This window comes from Oceanicola sp. S124 (genome assembly GCF_000220565.1).
In the GTDB taxonomy this organism is placed as follows: Bacteria; Pseudomonadota; Alphaproteobacteria; order Rhodobacterales; family Rhodobacteraceae; genus Pseudooceanicola.
Window position 1 is genome coordinate 1 of record NZ_AFPM01000190.1, and the last position, 4,080, is coordinate 4,080.

The 4,080-nt window shown below is 68.6% G+C and carries 4 protein-coding genes and 1 pseudogene; all 5 read right to left on the reverse strand.

Annotation, left to right across the window (positions count from 1 at the left end; all coding sequences use genetic code 11):
* The coding region (locus OS124_RS24670; protein ID WP_010140248.1) for a hypothetical protein at window positions 1–228 on the reverse strand (228 nt) is incomplete at its 3' end.
* A gap of 41 nt (window positions 229–269) precedes the next feature.
* Window positions 270–929 carry an ABC transporter ATP-binding protein gene (locus tag OS124_RS0113575; RefSeq protein WP_010140250.1) on the reverse strand — a complete coding sequence of 220 codons (660 nt, stop codon included), beginning with the start codon at window positions 927–929 and terminating at the stop codon, window positions 270–272.
* A gap of 202 nt (window positions 930–1,131) precedes the next feature.
* On the reverse strand, window positions 1,132–2,361 hold the full coding sequence (locus OS124_RS0113580) for a Na+/H+ antiporter NhaA (RefSeq protein WP_138919536.1): 1,230 nt from the start codon (window positions 2,359–2,361) through the stop codon (window positions 1,132–1,134).
* Between the two features lie 355 nt (window positions 2,362–2,716).
* Window positions 2,717–3,748, reverse strand: a complete 1,032-nt coding sequence (locus OS124_RS0113585; protein ID WP_010140252.1) for a permease — start codon at window positions 3,746–3,748, stop codon at window positions 2,717–2,719.
* Window positions 3,741–4,080 (reverse strand): annotated as a pseudogene (locus tag OS124_RS24675) (ArsR/SmtB family transcription factor); the annotation flags it as partial. The gene OS124_RS0113585 and the pseudogene OS124_RS24675, both read right to left, overlap by 8 nt.

Genomic DNA, 4,080 nt, shown 5'->3' on the forward strand with positions numbered 1-4,080 from the left:
CGGATGGGCCTCTTGCGGAGCGGCGGCCTGCAACCGCTGCATGGCCTCGGCCCGCGACATCGCGCGGTGGTCCGCAAGGCTCTGCGGTTGGCTGGCGGCCGGGGGGACGGGACGGCGCGGCTGCACCGGCTCAAGCGGTTTGCCGAGGTTCAGCGGCGCTTCCAGGGGGGTGGCGGTCACCTCGGGATGGTCGTCCAGATGCTCGTCCCCGGAATAGGGGGCCGGCATAGGCGTCGCCCGAGCCGGCGCTGCGCCGGATGCGGAATTTTCTAGCCTTGGGCTTCGTAGTCATAGAGCTGTTTCGCTTCTTCCAAGGTGTCGAACATGTAAAGCTTGCCATCACGCAGCACGGCGGCCTCGCGGGCGAATTTTTCCAGCGTCTTGGGCTGGTGCGAGACGATGATCACCGTCGTCGTCTCGAGCCGCTCGCGCAGGATGTCCCCGGCCTTGCGGTTGAACTCAACGTCGGTCGAATTGGGCATCCCCTCATCGATCAGGTAGATGTCGAAGTCCAGCGCCAGCAGCAGCGCGAAGCTGAACCGCGCCCGCATCCCCGAAGAATAGGTGCCGAGCGGCTGGTCGAAATATTCGCCAAGGCCACAGAGCCAGCGGCAGAAGGCCTCGACATAGTCCGGGTCCAGCCCGTAGAGCCGCGCGATGTAGCGCGAGTTCTCCATGGCAGAGTGCTTCTTCACCACGCCGCCCATGAAGCCCAGCGGGAAGGAGATCGAGCAGCCGCGCCGGATCTCGCCCTCGTCGGGTTTTTCCAGCCCCGCCATCATGTTGATCAGCGTCGTCTTGCCGGTGCCGTTCGGCGCCAGGATCCCCAGCGAGCGGCCAAGCTCGACCCGGAAGGAGACCTTCTCAAGGATCACCTTGTGCTGACTGCCCGTCCAGAAGGACTTGCTGACGTTGTCGAACTCGAGCATGCGCTCTCCGGCTGGATCTACCCGATGGTTCCGAACTTGATTAGGCGGATTTGGTTAACAGACCATCTGCCGCTCAGTATGTCGGATTTGCAAATGGCATGCCAAGGGAAGCGGGCGAAAATGTGTCCCGCACGGGGTATTCCGGGGCAGCCCGGGGCAGGGGGAACAGGGCGCGTCGGCGGTGCGACAGGCCGTTTCGCCGTCAGATCCTGACCTTCCTGACCCGGCAGATCCGTCCCGCGGAGATGGCCAGCAGCGCCCCGGCGAAACTGAACAGCGCCCCCATCTTTGCCGCGTCCTGCACCGCGCCGCCCTGGAAGGCGACCGAGGCGATGAACAGCGAGACGGTGAAGCCGATCGAGGCCACGCAGCCGACCACCAGCAGGTCGATCCGGCGCATCCCCTCGGGCAATCCCAGGCGCAGGATGCTGGCGCCGAAGCTGCCGAACAGGGTGATTCCCAGCGGTTTGCCGATCAGCAGTCCGGCCAGCACCAGCCAGGTCGGCGCGGACATGGCCGAGAACTCGACCCCGGCGTTCATCAGGCCGAAGAAGAAGAGGATGATCTCGACCGGGTGTTTCAGCGCATGCTCGATCTTGTTCAGCAGGTCGCTCAGGTATTCCTCGGCGGCGTTGAAGATGCCGAAGGCGCGGTCGGCGTGGGGAATGGCCGGAATGACCGGCAGCAGGCCAAGCGCGGGATGGATCCCGGCACGCATGAAGCCGTACCAGCTGATGCAGCCCGCCAGCAGGTAGGGCCAGAACGAGAGGCCCTCGCGCACCCGGGTCGAGTTGGGGCGCATCTGCCGGTGCCGGTCCAGCCGGCGCGGCAGGGCGTTGAACAGCACGAAGACCGCCAGCGCCGCCCCGAGTGAAAGCAGCAGCCACTCGGGGGCCAGCTCGCCGGTCGGGTAGAAGACCGCCAGGATGATCAGCCCGGCGGCGTCGTCGGCGATGGCCAGCAGCAGCAGGAAGCGCACCGCCGGATGGCCGGCCCCGAAGACCAGCCGGCCGACCAGGTACGAGAAGGCGATATCGGTGGCCGTCGGCACGGCCCAGCCGTTCTTCACCGCGTCGAAGGTCTCGGAGCCGAAGACCAGCGCCAGGCCAAGGTAGACCGCGACCGGCCCCGCCATGCCGCCCAGGGTGGCAAAGAGCGGCGTGGCCGCCTTGCGCCCCCGCAGCGAACCGTCCTTGAGGATCACCGCCTCCCAGACCTCCTTGGCGGCCACGGCGAAGAAGAAGGCCATCAGCATGTCGTTGACGAGGTAATGCAGCGTCAGCTTCCGCGCGATGACCGAGCCGTCGGCGGCCAGCTCGGCCTCGCCGAACGGGGCATGATCCCAGATCACCATGTGCACGACGTGGTGATAACTCTCGGCGTCCAGGTTGGCCCAGATCAGCGCAGTCAGCGCGCCGAGGATCAGCAACAGCGAGTAGTTGGTGACATAGGTCCAGACCCGGTGAAGCAGGACACCCGCGCGGGGAGGGGAACCCGAAGAGGCGGGGGCCGGGCGGGGCGTGTCGGGCTTGCTGGGGGTCTCGGTCACCGGGCAATCCTTCCTTGCGCCGCCGGGGGCAGAAGGCGGCCTTTGGTCTGGCGGCCCTGGCGGCGATCTCCGGCTGGCAGAGGAGGGCAGGGTCAGACAATAGCTGAACCCTGCCGCGCCGGGATGCAAGGCCCTGATCGCTGCGCGCGCGCCGGACCGGTCTTGCGGCGCTGCTACTGCGCGCCTCGGGAGGCCGACGGCGGGTAAGGTCAGGCGCGCCGCGTCAGGTCGCGCCGCGTCAGGCCACGAGGCTCCAGGCCAACCCGGCCAGAACGGCGCCCGAGAGGGCGAAGCCCAGGTAGGCGGCGAAGACACGCGGCTTGACCAGGGCCCAGACCGCCACCGCCGCGGGAATGCAGCTGACACCCCCGGCCACGACGAAGGACATCGCCGCGCCCGGCGCCATGCCCTGCGCCAGCAGCCCGTCGACCAGCGGCACGGCGGCATAGCCGTTGAGGTAGGCGGGCGCGCCGACCAGGGCACCCAGCAGGATCGGCTGCACCCAGTCACCGCCCAGGAACGAGGCGATCCACTCGGCCGGCAGGTAGCGCAGCATGACGGCCTCCAGCAGGTAGGCCAGCAGCAGCCACTTGCCGAGGAACAGCAGGTTCTCCTGCGCGGTGTCGCGGAAGGTCTCGCGCCGTGCGGCCTCGCCCCAGAAGCGCCAGAGCGGCTTGCCCTGGAAGGGCTTCTTCGGCCCGCCGCAGCAGCTGCCGGTGCGGGGCCGCTCGCGCAGCGGTTCGGCAAAGACCGGCGAGCCCTTGAGGGCCATGACCACCGCGCCGCCGAGAAGGCCAAGCGCCACCGCCGCCACGGTCTTGCCGATGGCGAAGTCGAGGCCCAGCGTGCCGGTGGTGATCGAGAACATCGCCGGGTCCATCAGCGGAGAACTCAGCCAGAAGGCCATCACCGCCGACAGCGGGGCGCCGACCGCCAGCAGGGCGGCGATGAAGGGGATCACCTGGCACGAGCAGAAGGGCGAAAGCCCGCCGAGCAGCGCCGCCATGACGATCATCCGCGTCTCGCGTCCCTCGAAGGCGCGGCCCAGCAGGGTCTCGGCGCCGGTGGCCTTCAGGTAGGCCACGGCGAGGATGGCGAACAGCAGGAAGGGCAGGGTGGCGATGAAGGCCTCGGCCGTCAGGCCAAGTGCCTCGGGCAGGTAGGCCGTGTCGAAGAGGGCGATGGCCAGGGCGATCCCGGCGAAGGCGACCCAGGCGCCATCGAGGCGGGCGGCCAGCAGCCGGGTGCGGCTCAGCAGCATTTCAGTCATTGCAGATCACTCCACAGGGGGTTTCGGCATCGGCACAGCAGTTTGCCAGCAGGAAGTCCGCCAGCGCGGCGAGGTCCTCGTAGGCGACGGCAGCGCAGAGGATCGAGCGCCCCTGGCGCTGCTGCCGCACCAGCCCGGCCTGGCTGAGGATCTTCAGATGATGGGTCAGGGTCGAGCCGGTGACGCCCGAGCGCTGGCCCAGTTCGCCGATCCTCAGCCCCTCGCGCCCGGCCCGGACAAGGCCAGCGCAGCACCATCAGGCGCTGCTCGCTGCCGAGGGCGGCGAAGGTCGAGGCGGCGACCTCGAGGCCGAGACCGGGGGAGCGGGGAGG